Origin of the sequence: Paenibacillus silvestris (assembly GCF_009882985.1) — a bacterium.
Taxonomy (GTDB): domain Bacteria; phylum Bacillota; class Bacilli; order Paenibacillales; family NBRC-103111; genus Paenibacillus_E; species Paenibacillus_E silvestris.
Window position 1 is genome coordinate 294846 of sequence record NZ_WTUZ01000016.1, and the last position, 16628, is coordinate 311473.

General features: G+C 43.4%; 13 protein-coding genes. 10 read left to right on the forward strand and 3 right to left on the reverse strand.

Going from position 1 to position 16628, the window contains the following annotated elements; translation table 11 throughout:
- Window positions 1-51: 51 nt before the first annotated feature.
- Window positions 52-894 (reverse strand): GNAT family N-acetyltransferase, encoded by an 843-nt coding sequence (locus GQF01_RS14025; RefSeq protein ID WP_161407401.1) that lies wholly within the window; start codon window positions 892-894, stop codon window positions 52-54.
- Window positions 895-1027: 133 nt separating this feature from the next.
- Here GQF01_RS14025 and GQF01_RS14030 point away from each other — a divergent pair, with 133 nt between their 5' ends.
- Window positions 1028-1261 (forward strand): hypothetical protein, encoded by a 234-nt coding sequence (locus GQF01_RS14030; RefSeq protein ID WP_161407404.1) that lies wholly within the window; start codon window positions 1028-1030, stop codon window positions 1259-1261.
- A 70-nt stretch (window positions 1262-1331) separates the two neighbouring features.
- Window positions 1332-2471 carry a copper amine oxidase N-terminal domain-containing protein gene (locus GQF01_RS14035; RefSeq protein ID WP_161407406.1) on the forward strand — a complete coding sequence of 380 codons (1140 nt, stop codon included), beginning with the start codon at window positions 1332-1334 and terminating at the stop codon, window positions 2469-2471.
- A gap of 65 nt (window positions 2472-2536) precedes the next feature.
- Here the strand turns inward: GQF01_RS14035 and GQF01_RS14040 are convergent, their stop codons facing one another.
- The gene (locus tag GQF01_RS14040) at window positions 2537-2992 is read right to left on the reverse strand and encodes a DinB family protein (protein WP_161407408.1); all 456 of its coding nucleotides are present in this window, start codon (window positions 2990-2992) and stop codon (window positions 2537-2539) included.
- 80 nt (window positions 2993-3072) lie between these two features.
- Window positions 3073-3951 (reverse strand): AraC family transcriptional regulator, encoded by an 879-nt coding sequence (locus tag GQF01_RS14045; RefSeq protein ID WP_161407409.1) that lies wholly within the window; start codon window positions 3949-3951, stop codon window positions 3073-3075.
- Window positions 3952-4080: 129 nt separating this feature from the next.
- Here GQF01_RS14045 and GQF01_RS14050 point away from each other — a divergent pair, with 129 nt between their 5' ends.
- From GQF01_RS14050 to GQF01_RS14085, 8 genes are all read left to right on the forward strand, one after another.
- A complete protein-coding gene (locus GQF01_RS14050; RefSeq protein ID WP_161407411.1) occupies window positions 4081-5058 on the forward strand; it encodes a Gfo/Idh/MocA family protein in 978 nt (325 codons plus the stop codon).
- A gap of 30 nt (window positions 5059-5088) precedes the next feature.
- Entirely contained in the window at window positions 5089-6075 is a 987-nt protein-coding gene (locus tag GQF01_RS14055) for a Gfo/Idh/MocA family protein (protein ID WP_161407413.1), read from the forward strand.
- 452 nt (window positions 6076-6527) lie between these two features.
- A complete protein-coding gene (locus GQF01_RS14060; RefSeq protein WP_161407414.1) occupies window positions 6528-7457 on the forward strand; it encodes a metallophosphoesterase family protein in 930 nt (309 codons plus the stop codon).
- 340 nt (window positions 7458-7797) lie between these two features.
- Complete coding sequence (locus GQF01_RS14065; RefSeq protein WP_161407416.1) at window positions 7798-8763, forward strand: ABC transporter permease; 966 nt, start codon at window positions 7798-7800, stop codon at window positions 8761-8763.
- Window positions 8764-8777: 14 nt separating this feature from the next.
- Window positions 8778-9653, forward strand: coding sequence for a carbohydrate ABC transporter permease (locus tag GQF01_RS14070; protein WP_161407419.1), 876 nt, complete (start codon window positions 8778-8780; stop codon window positions 9651-9653).
- Window positions 9654-9726: 73 nt separating this feature from the next.
- The gene (locus GQF01_RS14075) at window positions 9727-11298 is read left to right on the forward strand and encodes an ABC transporter substrate-binding protein (protein ID WP_161407421.1); all 1572 of its coding nucleotides are present in this window, start codon (window positions 9727-9729) and stop codon (window positions 11296-11298) included.
- A gap of 130 nt (window positions 11299-11428) precedes the next feature.
- Entirely contained in the window at window positions 11429-13813 is a 2385-nt protein-coding gene (locus GQF01_RS36845; protein ID WP_161407423.1) for a helix-turn-helix domain-containing protein, read from the forward strand.
- Between the two features lie 216 nt (window positions 13814-14029).
- Window positions 14030-16628: glycosyl hydrolase family 95 catalytic domain-containing protein (locus tag GQF01_RS14085; RefSeq protein ID WP_161407425.1), on the forward strand; the 2599-nt coding region annotated here is incomplete at its 3' end.

Below are 16628 nucleotides of genomic sequence, written 5' to 3' on the forward strand. Positions count from 1 at the left end.
TCTCAAAGTCAGAAATGACTTAAGAGATAGCCTCTTATTTATGCCTTGGCGTCATTGGAATTGGATGACGATAGAGTCCGTAATCTCTTCATATCCAATTTGTTTATAAACATAATTTGACGTGGGGTTGCTTTGATCTGCGTATAAGCTTGCGGTTTGAAAGCCACGATCCAGCAGCATTTGCGTAAATGCAGCCACACAATCAGAAGCATATCCTTTTTTTCTATGATTGCTAGGTGTGTAGACATAGGTTATGGTGATATTGTGCCTCGTAGGGCGAGTGGCATAGGCCATGGAAACCAGCTCGCCACTTACTTCCCATGCAACTAAATTTCCTTTATTAATCAGAAAGGTGGCCTTGTTAGACGCTTCTTCTAAACTAAGAGGTTGTTTCGTTTCCAGGCAGAACTGATAGACCCACTCTTTTATTAACGGATGGTCGCTATCAACCACTTGCCGAAGGTTCCCATTCGTATGCCGTGTATGATTAACCTTCTCTAGCTTATAAATGGTTTGTTCCATGAGGATACGGGAAGGTGTACCCTTAGCTTGGGCTATATACATGGCAAGTTCGATGGTTATTTTCTTTTCACCAATAAAGCCTGGGATGGTTTGAATGGTTTGCGCTAGCTTCCCTCCAAGATCGTGTATGTCCTGTGAGGAGAGAGCAGCGGGTTTTGATAAAATAATTTGTTTTGGATGTGTTTGAAACAAGACAAGTGCTATGTTGTCATTATTCCTTACAGCAGCCATCAAAAGGGGAGTTAGGTCTTGCTCGCTCAAAGATTGCAAAACACCTAATAATAAATTGTTGGCGGCTTCATCTTGTTCTAAGAAAGAGATCACGTCTTGTTTGAATGCGGTCAGACTCTCATACTTGTCAATACGTATCAATGGTTCCATCCCCTTTCGAAATATCAGCGATTACGAATAAAAGGTTAATACATCCTTAGATCCTACATATACTCAAGTAATATTTTGTAAAAAGCGGGTCGTTATTGACCTATCCGAAGGTGAGGCTGTCTCCATGCAAAAGATGTTGGAATCTGATGCGGATCTTTTTATCGCAGCTTTATCTCAATCGACGGTTTCCGTGCTGCAGACCGATGCTGAGGGTGTTTACTGTGAAGTAGACCGCGGAATTATTGAAAAATTTACGAACAAATCGGTCCGCTTAAGCACGATAATGGATGAAATTTGCTACTACTACCGAGATGATGGGACCATTTTCCGGGTGGAAACGACAGAAATAGAGGGATAGCTTTCGAATAATTTAATGTTAGGCGAAAAAATCCACAATATCAATAGGTAAATAGGAGAGTGACTATACATTGGGTAAATGGAAAGCGGGAACAGTCGGCTTCGTATGTGGCGCCTTATTCTTCTCAGGGCTTACTTACGCGGCGACTGATGCTGTGGGGATAGACGTTTATTTTCGCAAATTGCAGTATTATTTCGATGGGGAGAGCAAGCAGCCTCCGAAGGATTTACAGGGGTTTATTTACAAAGATACAACTTATGTACCGCTAAGATTCCTGTCTGAATCGTTAGGGAAACCGGTAAGCTGGGATGATGCAACAAGCTCTATCTATGTTGGGGACAAGCCCGTTCAGAATCAAGCGCCAGGAACGTCAGCGTTGCAAGTATTTCCTAAAGACAACCCATGGAATACCGATATTTCCAGCTACCCTGTTCATCAGAAATCGGCGCAGTTTCTCGCCTCCATTGGCTTGAATACGAGTCTGCATGCTGATTTCGGCACGATGTGGGAAGGTGCCCCTATCGGTATTCCATATACGATTGTGGGTGGTGATCAGCCGAAGGTCAATGTGACGTTCACCGACTATGGCGACGAGAGCGATCCTGGTCCCTACCCAATCCCACTGAATGCGCCTATCGAGGGCGGGCCTAACAGCGACGGCGACCGTCATGTGGTCGTTGTGGATAAAGACAATCAATACCTGTATGAATTGTTTAACGCACACCCGACTGCTGGTGGCTGGGAAGCATCGAACGGGGCCAAATGGGATTTGAAATCGAACGCTTTGCGGACAAAATACTGGACATCTGCTGACGCAGCCGGTCTGCCGATTTTCCCGGGTCTTGTCCGTTATGATGAAGCATCTGCTGGGGAAATCAACCATGCTCTGCGATTCACTGTTCGCAAAACACAAAAGGGATTCATCGCTCCAGCCACCCATTATGCTTCGAGCAGTACGGACGCTAATCTTCCTCCTATGGGGCTAAGAATGAGGTTGAAGGATGATTTTGACATTTCCGGCTACTCGCCAACGAATCAAGCCATCCTTCGTGCCATGAAGAAATATGGCATGATCGTTGCGGATAACGGCAGTGATCTTTATGTCAGCGGTGCGCCTGATCCGAAATGGGATGACGATGACTTGCAGAAGCTGAGCAAACTGAAAGGCAGCGACTTTGAGGTCGTGGATACGGGTCCGATCGAAAAATAGGATTAAATAGATGATAAAAACAGCCGCTCAAAGTTACCTTTGAACGGCTGTTTTTGGTTTGCTGCTTATTTCAACACTTTCATCATAGCGGAGATAACGCCCAAATGGTTAGCTTCATGCATGACACTGGAGTTGATTAGCTGTTCAATGGTTGCAGCTTTCAGCATATTCTCTTTGACTGGCACTTCCAGTTTATCGTGCAAGGACTCGCGAATTTGAGCCGGTTGTTCTTTCAGCTGTGCGATGATATCGTCCCATGCAGGCGGTTCTTCTTGCCAATCCGCAGGCCTTGTGCCATTGCCAAAAAAGGAGATATAGTTGTTCGGTACTAACGAAGCTTGTTCGGAAAGAGTGAATACAAGGCGATCCGTCACCGCAAGTACGTGACCGATCTGCCAATGAACGCTATTGTTAAACCCTTCTGGCACGACATTTCTTAGGTCTTCAGGACATCCTTCCACTAGTTTTAGCAACCGATTGCGGTACTTGTCCAATGCTCCGAATAAAAAGGTATCTCTCATTATCATCAATCCTCCTGTAATTATGAATGAAAAGGTCTCGACTACCATTGTACCATCTTGTTCCATGATCTACATACAAATCAGCTATCCCGCAGCAGCTTTCGGACATATTCCTTAGGCGTGCAGCTATTATAGCGTTTAAACAGCTCATAAAAATGAGCCATATTCTCGATCCCCACAGTCACGGCTATATCGGTGACAATGTCGGTTTTGGTAATGAGCAGCTGCTCGGCTTTGCGAATCCGCTGCCGGTTCACATAATCGGTGAATGAGACACCAACGCATTTTTTGAAAAATTTAGAGAAATACGTATAGCTCATGCCAGCGCTCCGGCTAACTTCTTCCATGTCAATTTTTTCTCCCAAATGAGCTTCTACATAATCGAGGATAGGCCTCATGACAGTCGCATCCACGAAACCGAAAGGCTGCAGCAGCTCGCGCCGGTCATGGCGCAGCAGCGTTAGCAGCAAGTGCTTGATATGCATGCTCATGGCAATTTCATAGCCTTTCGTTTTGGCCATCATTTCGGCATGAATATCGACAATGATTCGGCCGATTTCCTGTTTGGAGCGCTCATTCTCAAGGAACATGTAGTTCAAATCTTCAAGCGGCCGCACCATTTCGGAGAAATGCCGATAATACATCATCATCGCAGGATCAAAATAGGGCTGAAGATCGACGTGAAGCACGATGTAGACGAGCGGTTCGTCTTCCGGCTTATAACTGTGATGAAGCTGGGAAGAGCCGATAAGCACGACTTCTCCCGGCGAGAGGTGATAGAGATTGTCCGGTGTACGAATGTCAAGCTTTCCTTCTTGTACAATAATCAGTTCAACCTCTTTATGATAGTGCCATGGCTGCTCATGCTGATGACTCTTCGGACTTGTATTGGTGAACTGCCAGACCTTCATGCATAGGTGTTCATTCTGATAATGAATGGGTTCTTTGAACGTTTCCATAAGTAATATCACCTAGTCCATTACTGCAAATTTGGATATAAACAAGACAAACCGTGTCATTTTTGAAAAGCGCTGGAATCGGTATGATTGCTTTAATTAGTATACAACAATTGAAAGGGCGAGTGAGAGATGAAAGTGGCAGTGGTCGGCTGTGGCGGTATGGGACAGTGGCATGCGATGAGTTATGCGAAGATGCCCGGTGTAGAACTGGTTGGCGTATGTGATATTCAAGTTGAGTATGCGGAAGTAGCTGCAAAAAAAGTGGGAACGACAGCGTTCACGACTTTTGAGGAGATGCTTTCGGCTGTTGATTTTGAGGTTGTCAGTATAGCCGTTCCTACCTACTTGCATAAAGAGGTTGTTTTTCAAGCCGCAAAAGCAGGAAAACATGTTATCTGTGAGAAACCGGTGGCGCTCCATTTGGAAGATGCCAAAGAAATGATCGCATGCTGTGAGGAAAATGAGGTCCGCCTATTCATCGGACATGTTGTACGCTTTTTCCCTGAATATGCGCAGATGAAGCAGCAGATGGATTCGGGTCGAATCGGCAGAGTTGGTGTTGCGAATGCCCGGCGTGTAGGAGGCCATCCAGGAGAAGCCAAATCCTGGTTTATGGACGCAGACAAAAGCGGAGGTGTAATCGTCGATTTGATGATACACGACATCGATTTCATGCGTTGGACGCTAGGCGAGGTCAAGTCGGTTTATGGGATGAACAAATGTGATGGGACGATGGATTATGCGCTCGTTACGCTGGTTTTTGAAAGCGGCGCAGTGGCTAATCTGGAAGCATTCTGGGGCTATCCGGGATCCTTCCGCTATGCGGCGGAGTTCGCAGGCTCCGAGGGACTTGTTCGCACCGATAGTTTGAATGCACAATCACTGCAAATACGCAAGTCAGCTCCTCCAGAGAGCGGAGGGAAAGTTGTTGAAATTCCACAAAGCCCGAGCTTCTTCGATCCGTATTATAGGGAGCTTGAACATTTTCTGACTTGCATCCGCGAGGGCAGCGATCCGATCGTAACCGCGCAAGATGCTTGCGAAGCATTAAGAATCGCCAAAGCAGCGCTTGAATCCATTCAGACTGGCAAAGCTGTACGGCTGTAAATGGGCCAAACATAACGGGAGGGACATATCATGAGTTCGTTGAAAATAGGCATGATTAGCTTCGCGCATGGTCATGCATTCAGTTATTTGAATAGTTTGCTAGAGCTGCCTGATGTCCAAATTGTTGGGATTGCTGATGATGTGAAAAGCCGGGTTGAGGGTATCACGGAGCGACACGGAGTGCCGTATTACGCCGATTACCGCGATTTGCTCGCACAAGATGTTGATGCCGTAGTCATTTGCTCGGAGAACGTTCATCACGCCAAGCTTGTGATCGACGCAGCGAATGCGAAGAAGCATGTGCTTTGCGAGAAGCCGCTCGGCACGACAATGGAAGAGATGGAGCAAATGATTGCTGCCTGCAAAGAGAACGGCGTGCAACTAATGACAGCTTTTCCCTGCCGTTACTTGGCGGCTGTGGTGCGGGCGAAAGAAGCCATCGAGCGTGGCGATATCGGTGACATCGTCGCGATCAAAGGGACGAATCACGGAGGCAACCCTGGCGGATGGTTCATCGACAAAAGCTTATCCGGAGGCGGGGCTGTGCTGGATCACACCGTGCACGTGATGGACCTCATGAACTGGTTCCTGCAGTCGGAAGTGAAGGAAGTATACGCTTATGCGGCTACGCTTTTCAGAGAAGAGCTGGAAGTGGAAGATGCCGGCATGCTGCACATCAAGTTCGACAACGGCGTATTCGCGGTACTGGATACGAGCTGGTCGCGCCCCAAATCGTTCCCGACATGGGGAGATGTGACGATGGAGATTGTGGGCACTCAGGGGGTCATCTCAGTGGACGGGTTCGCGCAGAAAAATGACCTGTTCAGCGATGCAGTGGGTAAAGGGCAATATACCTTCTGGGGAGATGATATGGACGCTTATATGATTCGTGACTTCGTCAAGGCGCTGCTCCAAGGCGAGCCGGTGCCAGTCACGGGTGAAGATGGTTTAAAGGCGGCGCAAGTAGCGCTTGCTGCCTATGAGTCTGCCAAACTTGGGCAGCCTGTCGCGATGTAGGATGTAAGCCCGTTTCATTTAGTCTTTTGGACTAGATGAGCGGGCTTTTTTTTGTTGCTATCGCTCGAGCACTTTCTCCCTTGCCAGAGGGAGGGGAACTACAGGGCGCTATTTCATTGAAATAGGCTCTTTTTCGCGAGGAGGGGAACTGTGGTCTGCTATTTGTCCGTTTTCCTTAGAGAAAACAGTTAGACGGTCAAATAAGGCACTGTAGTTCCGCTCGAATGCGGAAACGGGCTGAATTTGCTCGAATAGCGGCCTGTAGTTCCTCTAGGGTATATCGTTGACCAACTTAGGTGAATTCTATAGAAATCGCTCGTTTTTACACACCTGATTATAGAAATCCAATACACTTGATGTGTAGAAGAGATGGATATTAGAGCTATGATAGAAAAGAGTAGTCAAGCACTTTTATCACTCTACTTATAAATCTACTTATTGGGGGAATGGGTATGGAGTTTGAGCGAATCCGGTTTGGGTTAATTACCGATATTCATCATGATTTGATGTACAAAGCAAGTGATCGTCTTCAAGCCTTTATAGACGAGTCGATCAAAGAAAATGTGGATTTTATAGTCCAGTTAGGCGATTTCTGTTTTCCAATTCCTGAAAACGAACCATTTCTTGGCACATGGCAACAGTTTCATGGGCCGAATTATCATGTGCTGGGCAATCATGATATGGATATATGTGATAAAGAGATTATGATGAGTTTCCTCGGTATGAAATCCAATTATTATTCATTCGACTGCGGGGACTACCATTTCGTTGTTCTGGATGCCAACTATTTCCTCGTTGGCGATCAATACATGGATTATGCGTTTAGCAATTATTCTAAACATGGAAAATCCGTCGGCAATATGACGAACGAGCAACTAGAGTGGTTGAGGAAGGATTTGTCCCAAACAGACAAACATACGATTTTGTTCAGCCATCAAAGTTTGGAAGAGACATATGTCGGATCTAATGTCGGTATTTATAACAGCGACAAACTTCGCGAGATTCTGCGAGAAGCCAATCAGGCTGCAGGTTTTCATAAAGTAATTGCATGTATGAATGGCCATAATCATCTTGATGGCGTCAAAGTGATCGATGATATTTATTTCATACATATGAATAGTATCTCTTATCATTATTTGGGAGCTCAGTTCAATACGGTTCGGTATTCCGAGGAAATTACGGCCAAACACCCGATTCTCAGACAATCTGTTCCCTATGAAGAACCCCTTTATGCCATAATCACACTGGAGCCCGGGCTCTTGACGATAAAAGGTAAAGAAACAACGTATGTCGGCCCTGATCCACTTGAAATCGGACACAATAATGCCAATGCGGGTCATGTGGTTTCAGCCAAAATATCAAGCAGGAAGTTGAAGTTTTAAATGAAAGAAGAGGATATACGGCGTTTACTCTCAAAATGTGGGGGAAACGTCGTATTTTTTGTTTAGCATTTACTAGCGTACACGCCTCAATTCTTTTTTTTGGACCCCCAAAATGATCATTTTAAAAACGGTTTACCCTAATTACTATTATATTAATACATTTGAAAATACTTACAGGGTCGTTTCTATAGAAATCGCTCGTTTTTACCTACCGAATTATAGAAAACCAATATACTTGTTGTTTAGAAATGATAGGTATAGGGCTATGATGAGGTCACACCAAAGACAACCTGCTAAACACAGGCCAGCGAGGGTAAATACGAAACGAGGAGTGTTTTACATGGAGAGAGTACCTGCAACTTTAAGAGCCAGAGGAGGCCCTACGGCGCATAAACTTCCTGCTTTTTGGAAGAAGCTTAGACAGTCGCATCAGTTACTATTTTTAGCATTACCTGCTTGCATCTTTGTTTTTGTTTTCCACTACATTCCCTTATACGGACTCATCGTCGCTTTTAAAAATTACAATTATAGGGACGGTATCCTCCATAGTCCATGGAACGGTTTTGAAAACTTCAAATTCATTTTTACTTCCAGCGATGCTTGGGTCATTACCCGAAATACACTGCTCTACAACACGGCTTTCATTTTTTCTACTTTAATTGTTTCGGTTATTCTTGCACTTCTATTGAATCAAGTCTCGAAAAAGTTTATCAAATTCCATCAAACGGCGTTATTTTTCCCTTATTTTATCTCGTTCGTAATTGTGAGTTATGTATGCCTTGCTTTCCTGGATATGAGTCACGGGTTTCTAAACACGATATTGTCCTGGTTCGGTAAGGAGCCTGTTCTTTGGTACAACGAGCCTCAATACTGGCCTTACATCTTAATGTCGGTGAATTTATGGAAAAATGCTGGTTATTACGCCATTATCTATTACACGGCCATTATCTCTATTGACTCTGAGTATTTTGAAGCGGCAGAGATAGATGGCGCAAACATCTGGCAGCAAATATGGGCAATTACCCTTCCTTTGCTGAAACCTTTGATGATTCTGCTTGTGCTGCTACAAGTAAGTCGTATTTTCTTCGGGAACTTCGACCTGTTTTATAACGTTACGATGAACTCAACCCTGCTATATCCAACAACGGATATCATTGATACGTTTGTGTTTAGAGCTCTGAGGGTAAATGGGGATATTGGTATGGCATCGGCTGCCGGTTTCTATCAATCTATTGTTGGTCTCATCATTATCCTGTTTACAAATTTCATCATTCGTAGGGTTAGTAAAGAAAACGCCCTGTTCTAAGGAGGTTCTTCTCAATGATAATCAAATCGCGTATTAGTCTTCTCATGATCCATATTGCATTATTGTTATCGTCGATTGCCTGCATCATTCCAATTGTGCTTGTTCTCACGGCGTCATTTACAAAAGAAAGTACGATCCTTACAGAAGGGTATTCACTTTTTCCGAGCGAGATCACGTTGGAAGCGTATCAATTCATTTTTGAAAATCCAAAACAAATTATTAATTCCTATGTGGTCACGATCTTTGTAACAGTGAGCGGCACTTTGCTGAGCATTATGATAACAGCGATGGTTGCTTATGTGATATGTAGAAAAGATTTCTTTTTGGCAAATAAAATTTCATTTTTCATCTTTTTTACGCTCCTGTTCAGCGGTGGTTTAGTGCCGTGGTACATTCTTGTCTCGCGGATTTTACATTTAAAAGATTCACCGTTAGCTCTTATTCTGCCGTATGTTGTAACCCCTTTCTTAGTCTTATTAATGAAAGGATTTATGTCAACTATTCCATTCGCATTAATCGAATCAGCAAAAATGGATGGAGCAAGCGAATATCGCGTATTTTTCTCCATTATTATACCTATTAGCAAATCCGGGTTAGCGACAATAGCTTTGTTTTCAGTCCTCATTTATTGGAACGATTATTGGCTAAGTTTATTGTTTATTGACACTGGCAAGTATGTCAGTCTGCAACTTCTGCTTTATCGGATCATGTCTAACATTGATTTTTTAAACAGCGCTCTGGCTGTTGCGAATACATCTTCTGTCGTTTTGCCAAGTCAATCGGCTCGATTTGCGCTGGCGGTCGTTGCTGCAGGTCCTATGTTATTCATTTTTCCTTTCTTTCAACGATTTTTTGTTAAAGGAATTACAGTCGGTTCCATTAAAGGCTAGACGCTTAACGTTGGTTTGACACCGTAAGGTTTCAAATAATATTAAATTGTATGATTCAGGGGAGGACAAACACATGAAAATGAAGAGCACGAGGAAAGTAGCAGGAAGCGTATTGTCGATCGTATGCGCAGTATCCTTAATTAGCGGATGCAGCAGTGGAAAAACGGGAGAGCCAACCGCAACGGTTTCACCGGCGGAGAGTACGAAAAGCGGGGCAGAGTCGCCTACACCGGCTAAACTAGATCCTGTAAATCTGACTCTTTATAGAGTCGGAACACCGCAGCCAGATGAGAAAGCGGTTGTCGATGCTATGAACAAGATTACCAAAGAAAAAATCAATACGACCATCACATTGAACACCATTGACTGGGGCAACTACGACGACAAAATGAAAGTAATTATTTCGGCAGGCGAGGATTGGGATTTAACGTACACGGCTTCATGGACAAATAATTTTTATAACAATGTTGCGAAGGGAGCGTTCTTGCCGTTAGACGATCTTCTTAATAAATACGGTACGCATATCAAAGAAACGATTCCTGCCCAATTTTTTGATGGGGCGCGCGTGAACGGCAAGCTATATGGGATAACAAGCTATCAAATTATGGCAACTATGAAAGGGTTTTCAATTAAAAAGGATTTAGCCGATAAGTACAAGCTTGATAAAACAAAAATCAAATCATTGCGTGATTTGGAACCATATCTGGAAAATGTGAAGCAAAATGAGCTTGGTATTGTGCCTACGACGAGCGGCGCACCGGTTTCCACAGAGCTTCTTTCCAGAATGGATACCGGCCTTATGTATGACACCGTTACAGGTGATACAGCCAATCCTCTTGTGATTAATGTAAAAAATAATGATTTTAAAATTAAGAACTTGTATGAACTTCCAGAAACGTTGGAATTGGCCAAAATGAATCGCGATTGGTACAACAAAGGATACATCCGCAAAGACGCAGCTACGATCAAAGATTATAAAGCAGAGCAAAAAACAGGGAAATATGGGATGTTTGCAGCAGGAGCAGTGAAGCCTGGCAATGAAGGCGATACAAAAGGATGGGCAGGATACGAAGTAACCGATGTTCAGTTCAGTCCATCTTACGTTTCCAACACGAGTTTAATTTCATCATTGACAGCGATTAACCAAAACTCAAAAAATCCTGAACGTGCAATGATGTATCTGGATCTATTGTTCGCTGACAAAGAATTATATCAGTTATTGTGTGTAGGCATTGAAGGCAAGCATTACAAGAAAGTGGACGATAGAACTATTGAAGCTTTGCCAAATGGCGGATATAATCCGGGGACAGACTGGGAAGTGGGCAGTCAATTTAATATGTTCCTTCGTCCAGGACAGCCTAAAGATGTGTGGGAGCAAACGAATAAAGTGAACAAAGAAGCGATTGTTTCCCCTTTAATCGGCTTTGTTTTGAATCGTGATCCCATTAAAACCGAGATGGCCCAGATCGATGCAATTATTAAACAGTACAACAGCGTAACAAACTCGCTGCTGAATTTTGGAACTGCTGAACCGGAGAAGGTCATAGCTGAAATTAACGATAAACTTAAGAAAGCAGGCTTGGATAAAGTTACGGCAGAAGCTCAAAAACAACTGGATGAATGGCGCAAGGTAAATAAAAAATAAGAACCAAATGACCGCTCATAGCTTCTTTAAGCTATTGAGCGGTTAATTTTCCATATAGTTGATTATTCTTTTCAATTTATTCAGTTTGCTATATTATGGATTTATAAGAGAGATATTGGGGGGAGTGCTCGTGAGCCAGATAAAACTGCCTCGATCTATGTTTATTCGTATGTTTACGTCATTTACATTTGTATTTATCTGTATCTTACTGGCTCTTTCCTATATTTTATACGTTAATTTTCAAAAAATTGGCGTGAACCTAGTATCTAGCGCTAATACGAATGCGCTTTCACAAGTCAGCTACAGTGCCACTTATTTGAACGAAGCGTCGAAAACGTTCGCCATTTCTTTGCTGACCAATGATCGTGTACAGTCGGTAATGTATAGTGCGAATAACGATTATAAGGATATTCAAGAGGCACTGGTAGATGTAAGCAAGTTGAAAAACGCGAATCAATTCGTACATTCCGTCTATGTGTTTAATGGAACGAGCAATCAATTTTATTCGACTTGGCTTCAATCCATCAATACCAAGGACTCCTTTTTTGATCAAGACTTAGTTTCTATCATTGATCAGAAGAAACAGGTAACAAGAGGAAAATTCCACCCTGTATTGAGAAAAATCCCGGTCTTTATTTCTGCCGATGGGAAAGATATTGACAGCAACCAGAAGATGAGTGTCTTGACTTATATTTTCTACGAATATGAGGATACAGCAGACCGCGTAAAGGGCGCCATTATTGTTAACGTAAAAGTAGATTACTTGAAGGATTTAATTCAATCGCTTTCCTCCAGTGGGAAAAATCAAGGAAGTACATGGATACTTGGAGAAAATGAACAACAGATTCTTGGCAACATGGAGCAGTTATCGGCGGAGGAGAAAACGGCAGTTCTCAAACCCATCCAAGAAAGCTACAAGGCGAAAGAAGCTTTTTTTACAACAACGATTCAAGGAAAGAAACATCTGATCACTTATGTAACATCCGATACTTTGAAATGGAAATTTATTCACATAGCACCTTATTCCATTATTTTTCATGATATGGAGCGGCTTGGCTGGATTACGCTTGCCTTTTGTTTAGGGATTTTGATTCCTGGGATATTCATCGTATTCTATGTATCCAAAAGGTTGTATTCTCCTATTCGCGGTTTGGTTGGTAAAGTCTCTGTATTGCCTCGTTCTCCATCTTTGGTCGACAATAAAGATGATATTGGCTATTTAAGTGATGTCATTTCGATGGCCATTCAACAGAACGAAGTATCCATTGGCGATAAAAAGACTGCTTTTTTCACTCGAAAATTAGAGTTCATGCGAAGGCTGGTCAGCCAATCGTTGGATGATGACCCCGCTGATCTGCAATCACGTCTTGATCATTATCAAATAGGTTTGTTGGCTGATAAGCGCCATTTTGCCGTTATTTTCATGATTGACCGTTATGAGCAATTTATAAGAACTTACAGTGCCGCAGATCAACAACTCTTTCGTTATGCGATTGGGAATGCCGCGGAAGAAATAGCGTCGCGTTCTACGAATAATTGTGCGGTAGATTTGGGAGATGAAGTTGTCCTTATCTTGGAAGCTTGCGACGAATCCTATGATAAACAGCTGCGCGATATTAGCCTTATCGTTGCGGAACTTCAAAACTGGGTCCAAAACAATCTCAAACTTTCGATGACAGGCGTGATCGGGTATTCGGTGAAACAACTTCAGGATATATCCATTTCTTATCAAGAAGCGGTTCAGTTTAGCAAGTACAGATTCATTTTTGGACAAGGATCGATCATCTCGTCGGACGAATTAAAACATATGAAGACGGATGACTTCCGGCCGCCGCTCCAAATGGAAAAAACATTTGACGAACTACTTGTTTATGGAAAGTATGAGGAAGCGATTCAAGTCTATGAACAGATTGTTGCCTATTTGAATCATTATTCCTACGATATTGTTATTAGTTATTTATATTATTTGGCATTTAATATCTATAAGCGAATCAAAGAAATTGAATTGAATGGATCAACCACGTTTAACATTCAATATAGTACTTTTGTTCGTATGATTAGTAGAATGGAAACTATAGGGGAAATTAATGCTGAGTTCCACGTGCTTATTCGTCAAATAGCCGAAAGTATGGTGGATTCCAAGGTGAACAGAAACCAGCAGATCGTAAGTAAAGTCATTGGAATCATAGAATCCAACTATATGGATAAATCGTTGTGTCAGGATAGTATAGCTTTGCTCTTGAACCTTTCCAAATATCACTTGGGTAAAATATTTCGCAATGTTCATGGTAGAGCCATTGCTGAATGGTTAATGGATTATCGATTGAGCATTGCAGCCGAACTTATAACAAAGCCAAATACCAACGTGGCTGAGATTTTGGATAGAATCGGTTGGGAGAATCAAAATTATTTCTATAAAATGTTTAAGACGAAGTATGGCGTCACCACGTCAGAATACAAGCTGCGGAATTCGACAAGTGAAAACAAATTATTTGATAACGGATATCCATCATGAATAAGAGTAAGCCGCCGATACTAACAAATTGGCGGTTTTTTCGCTTATAACAAAAGAATTTGCTGATAGTTTTATAGAAATCACTTGTTTTTAACGTTTACACGAAATTATAAATGCTATATGTTGGGGCTGGGAGGTGAATGTAAGGGCTTACATTAAGAGTGGTTAGTTGGATATGTATCGGGATACCCAAGATAAAATCAAGGAGGATATGTTATGCAGAAAGTAAAAGCAGGTTTAATAAGCATGCTAGTCAGTTCTCTTCTTGTAACAAGCTTAGTTTCAGTAGGGACATCTAATCAAGCTTATGCAAATGTAGGAAGTACGGCACTGCCTGTCCAGAAATCAGGCAATTGGGATGATTTGAAAATCAATTGGACAACGCCTGCCAGCGGGACAGATTTTACCGGAACGCCTGTCGGGAATGGTTACTTCGGCGCGAAAGTTTCAGGCGGTGTTGCGACTGAAATTCTTCAACTTAATGATAAGACGTTCCATTCCGGTGAACCTTTCAATCATACAAATCCAAGTCGTATAACAGCTTTGAATGCTACAAGAAGTTTACTTGCTCAAGCGGATACAGCCACATCAGTAACCTATCGCGAGGAGAAATTAAAGCAAGCGGATACGGCCGCCAAAGGGATGTGGGGATCGGTGCAAATGTCTAGGTTCCTGCCAATTGGCAAAATCGTCCTGGATGTGCCGAACACAGCAGGATATACGAATTACAATCGGGAGCTTCATCTGGATAAAGCTACTGTGACAACCAAGTATAAAGTAGGAAGCACGACATATACACGTGAAGTATTTGCCAGCTACGCTGATCGCGTTATGGTTGTCCGAATGACCAATGACGGCGGCCAGCCCATGAGTATGACGGCCAAGATGACACTGCCGGCGGAAATGAACACACACGGAACAGTTTCTTCATCGGGTAATGAAATCCAGATGACAGGAACAGCCCCGTACAATGAGGACGCAAACACGTGGGCAAACGGGAGAGGCATGACGTTCGATGCTCGTCTTCGTGCCAGAACAACGGGAGGAACGGTAACAGCAACCGGAGGGAATTTAAACATTTCAGGTGCATCGGTCATTGAACTACTGTATGCCGATGTGACAAGTTACAAAGATCCGTTTACCAATCCAAATCCAAGCCAAGGCGGCATTAATCCCACGCCAATCGTAACGGGGATTATGAACGCGGCGTTTGCCAAAACCTATAGCCAGCTTCTAAGTGCCCACCAGTCTGATTATCGGAGCTTGTTTCGCAGGTTATGGACGGAAGTTGACGGGAACGCAGGCGTTGCCAGAGCTAATGTCATCACCTATCAGTACGCCCGTTACGTTTCCATTTGCACTTCCAGAGCAAATACATTTGACCGACCGCACAACCAGCAGGGAATGTGGAATTACAACTGGAAGCCAAGCTCGTGGGGAGCACATTTTTTTAATGAAAATGTAGAGAAGATGTATGCATTGATAGAGACAGGGAATCTTGCTGAAAATGGCGACCCGCTATGGAAGTATATTGAAAACTTGGCTGTAAACGGGGCGAAAAACGCGCAAGCTGATTTCGGCTTTGACGGGTGGTTTGTACCTCATTCATCCGATGTTTGGGCAAAATCAGAACTTAGTGCAGAGGACAATGAATGGGCAATTTGGCCTACGGGCGGCATGTGGCTCATGTTTAATGTGTATGACCATTATCGGTTCACACAGGACAAGTCCTTTCTTCAAGATACAGCTTTCCCTCTTATGAAGGGTTCCGCAGAATTTGCATTGGATTTACTTGTTGCTAATAAGGATGGCTATCTCGTTACATCGCCTTCTACTTCTCCCGAAGCGAAGTATGTATTGTCGGATGGAACCAAGATTGCTGTCAGTCAAGGTTCGACGATCGACATGACGGTCATTCGGGAATTGTTTGAAAATGTACTGGAAGCAGGAAGTATATTGGAGTCAGATTCTCCTGCAGATGTTGATTTGCTGAATCGAATTCGGACCGCCTTGCCGAAGTTGCTACCCTATCAAATTGGTAACAACGGTGAAATCAAGGAATGGAATAATGACTACGTTAACTCTCAACTCGACCACCGTCATGCCTCCCATTTAATTGGCGTTGGTTTTCTTGACCAGATCACGAAAAGAGCCACTCCTGATTTATTTCAAGCAGCTAATGTTTCGCTAACCATGCGCGGTTCGGGTGGATATCACCCGGATGACTCGTTCATGTGGGCACGGCTTAACGATGGGGATAAATCCGCTTCCCGAGCAACCATTTATCCAAGAGATAGTTCGGTGAATGAATGGCAATTAAAAAACGCGTATTATCCAGAACTCTTTGTGCAAAGTCATACCGGGGAAATTGAACTTCTCCCATCGCTGCCCTCAGCTTGGACGAGTGGCGAAATAACGGGTGTGAAAGCAAGAGGCGGATATGAACTCAGCATGAAATGGGCGAGCGGGCAGCTCGTATCTGCTCAAATCGACTCCCCGAGCGGTACGGTACCTGTGATCCGGTACGGCAACCAACTTCTGAATCCGTTTACAGATTCGCGGATTACATTCGTACGTGGAACTAGTCAATCTGCATTGAACCAAATCGAAGCAGAGAACTATGACAGCCATTCAGGCATCCAGCTTGAGAGCGCCTCAGATAAAGGCACGGGTTATGATCTAACCTCGATTGATAATAACGACTACACGGTTTACAACAATGTTGATTTCGGAAGTGGCGCAGCTTCATTCTCCGCCAGAGTTGCGGGCAATGGCCCCGGAGGTACCATCGAGATTCGTTTCGGGAGTCCTACAG

Excerpts from the sequence above, each read along its gene's own strand:
- GQF01_RS14030 (WP_161407404.1), top strand. The coding sequence starts at position 1,028 with ATGCAAAAGATGTTGGAATCTGATGCGGATCTTTTTATCGCAGCTTTA.
- GQF01_RS14040 (WP_161407408.1), bottom strand. The coding sequence starts at position 2,992 with ATGAGAGATACCTTTTTATTCGGAGCATTGGACAAGTACCGCAATCGG.
- GQF01_RS14045 (WP_161407409.1), bottom strand. The coding sequence starts at position 3,951 with ATGGAAACGTTCAAAGAACCCATTCATTATCAGAATGAACACCTATGC.
- GQF01_RS14050 (WP_161407411.1), top strand. The coding sequence starts at position 4,081 with ATGAAAGTGGCAGTGGTCGGCTGTGGCGGTATGGGACAGTGGCATGCG.
- GQF01_RS14055 (WP_161407413.1), top strand. The coding sequence starts at position 5,089 with ATGAGTTCGTTGAAAATAGGCATGATTAGCTTCGCGCATGGTCATGCA.
- GQF01_RS14060 (WP_161407414.1), top strand. The coding sequence starts at position 6,528 with ATGGAGTTTGAGCGAATCCGGTTTGGGTTAATTACCGATATTCATCAT.
- GQF01_RS14065 (WP_161407416.1), top strand. The coding sequence starts at position 7,798 with ATGGAGAGAGTACCTGCAACTTTAAGAGCCAGAGGAGGCCCTACGGCG.
- GQF01_RS14070 (WP_161407419.1), top strand. The coding sequence starts at position 8,778 with ATGATAATCAAATCGCGTATTAGTCTTCTCATGATCCATATTGCATTA.
- GQF01_RS14075 (WP_161407421.1), top strand. The coding sequence starts at position 9,727 with ATGAAAATGAAGAGCACGAGGAAAGTAGCAGGAAGCGTATTGTCGATC.